This is a genomic window from Frankia sp. CeRuru1, assembly GCF_977966315.1.
The window spans coordinates 1863-3751 of sequence record NZ_CDWWEW010000453.1 but is presented as its reverse complement, the minus strand read 5'-3'; the positions used below and the strand labels follow the sequence as shown (position 1 = coordinate 3751).

Below are 1889 nucleotides of genomic sequence, written 5' to 3'. Positions count from 1 at the left end.
CCCCGAGACGGCCTGCCCGCGATGCTCGCCTACCTGACCCGGGTCCTCAAGACGCCCACGATCGGCGCGTTCTGGGAACCGCTCGCCACCCAGGCCCGCGACGAGAACTGGTCGCACGAGGAGTACCTCGCGGCCCTTGGATACAGACCAGCCGGCCGAGAAACGGCCAGGTCGTCGAGGACTCACGAGAAGGTGCCGTGATCAGTTGGAACGGACAGCCTTATCACCGATCTGTCCCACGGGACAGATCGAGGACATCATCTGTGAGAAGTGGCTATGTCCGGTGAGAACCTACAAAAGTGTAGGTTCTCATCGCCGATGTCGCCGAGCCCGCCGCCCACCAGCACCGGTGTGTATTTATCACGGACCTGTCGTCCGCAGTCCTCTCAGTGATCTGTCGCCTCCCACAACCGGGCCGGGCCGTACGCCAACCGGGCCGGCCGGCATCGGGCGCGCGGTCGACCGCCCTGGCCCAATGCCACGTAGCCTAGTTTGATCTTGTGCGGGTGATGTCTGCTGGTTGCTCTGTGTCCGGCGTGTCGGGTCCGGGCGTTCCGCCGGTTCGCGGACATGATCGTGGCCTGTGGAGCATACTGGGATGGTGGTTCCAGCCGGCCGGGTGACCGACTGGATCTCGCTGGGGGTGCTGGCGTCGTGGGTGTCGCGGGACGCGGTCGACGAGGCGGTCGAGGCGACCGGTAGGGGCGCGAAGCGCTCGGACGGGACGATCCCGCCGCATGTGGTTGTGTACTTCGTGATGGCGTTGGCGCTGTTCGCGGATGAGGATTACGAGGAGGTCGCGGCGCGGCTTGTCGGGGTGCTCGGCGACTGGGGTGGCGGCTGGGATCCGACGGCCAGTGGTCTGTCGCAGGCCCGTAAGCGGCTGGGCCCGGAGCCGATGGCGGTGCTGTATTCCCGGGTCGCGTGTCCGGTGGCGGATGAGGACACCGAGGGGGCGTTCTTCGGGCGGTGGCGGCTGATGAGCCTGGATGCGATGGTCTTCGACGCGGAGCGGACGGCGGCGAACGTCGCCGCGTTCGGTCTGCCGGGCGCCGGCGTGGGTGTCGAGGCGGCGTTGCCGCAGGTCCGGGTGGTCACCGTCGACGAGGTCGCCTCGCATGCGTCGGTGCTGGCCGCGTTCGGGCCCGCGGGTGCGGGTAAGGCAGCCGGTGAGCAGACCCTCGCGCGTACGCTCTACCCGCGTTTGGAGGAGGACTGGCTGGTCACGGCCGACCGGAACTTCTTCAACTGGGCGGACTGGTGCCTGGCCGATGACACCGGTGCCGCGCTGCTGTGGCGGGTCAAGTCGGATCTGCGGCTGCCGGTGCTCGCCGCGTTGGCGGACCATTCCTACCTGTCCGTGGTGATCGACCCGAACATCCGGGGCAGGGCCCGCGCGGCGCTGCTCGACGCCGCCGGCCGGCGCCGTCCGTTGGACCGCGACTAGGCCCGCTACGTCCGGGTCATCGAATACGACGTGCCCGACCGGGACGGCAACGGCGGCCACGAGCTGTTCGCGCTGGTCACGAACATCCTCGACCCGCGGGAGGCCCCCGCGGTCCCGCTCGCCGGGATCTACGGCCAGCGCTGGGAGCACGAAGTGAGCCACCTACGATGCCCCTCAAGTTGTGATCGTTTTTCATGTGTGGGTTCCTTCCTCGTGTGGCCCCGTCCGCTCGGCGGGGGGTGCGCTCCAGCGGGCGCGGGTGTAGTAGCCGGGCGGGCGGTCGCGGCGTTCGCGTAGCCGTCGCATCTCGGCGTCGTCGGCGACGATGACCCAGGACCTGCCGTCGGGGTGGCGCTGGGCGGTGATCCATCCCCGGTAGATCCAGTTGTAGATGGTGGCGGTCGGCATCTGAAGAGCGACGGCGAGTTCGGCCACCGAGTAC

The 1889-nt window shown here is 68.8% G+C and carries 1 protein-coding gene and 2 pseudogenes; 2 read left to right on the top strand and 1 reads right to left on the bottom strand.

Features of this window, described 5'->3' with window-relative positions:
• Positions 1-201: pseudogene (locus tag AC08OP_RS22485) on the top strand (hypothetical protein); the annotation flags it as partial.
• A gap of 397 nt (positions 202-598) precedes the next feature.
• On the top strand, positions 599-1447 hold the full coding sequence (locus AC08OP_RS22480; RefSeq protein ID WP_476615992.1) for a transposase domain-containing protein: 849 nt from the start codon (positions 599-601) through the stop codon (positions 1445-1447).
• A gap of 192 nt (positions 1448-1639) precedes the next feature.
• Here AC08OP_RS22480 and AC08OP_RS22475 read toward each other — a convergent pair.
• A pseudogene (locus AC08OP_RS22475) lies at positions 1640-1889 on the bottom strand (recombinase family protein); the annotation flags it as partial.

Coding starts and splice junctions, on each gene's coding strand:
- AC08OP_RS22480 (WP_476615992.1), top strand. CDS start 599: ATGGTGGTTCCAGCCGGCCGGGTGACCGACTGGATCTCGCTGGGGGTG.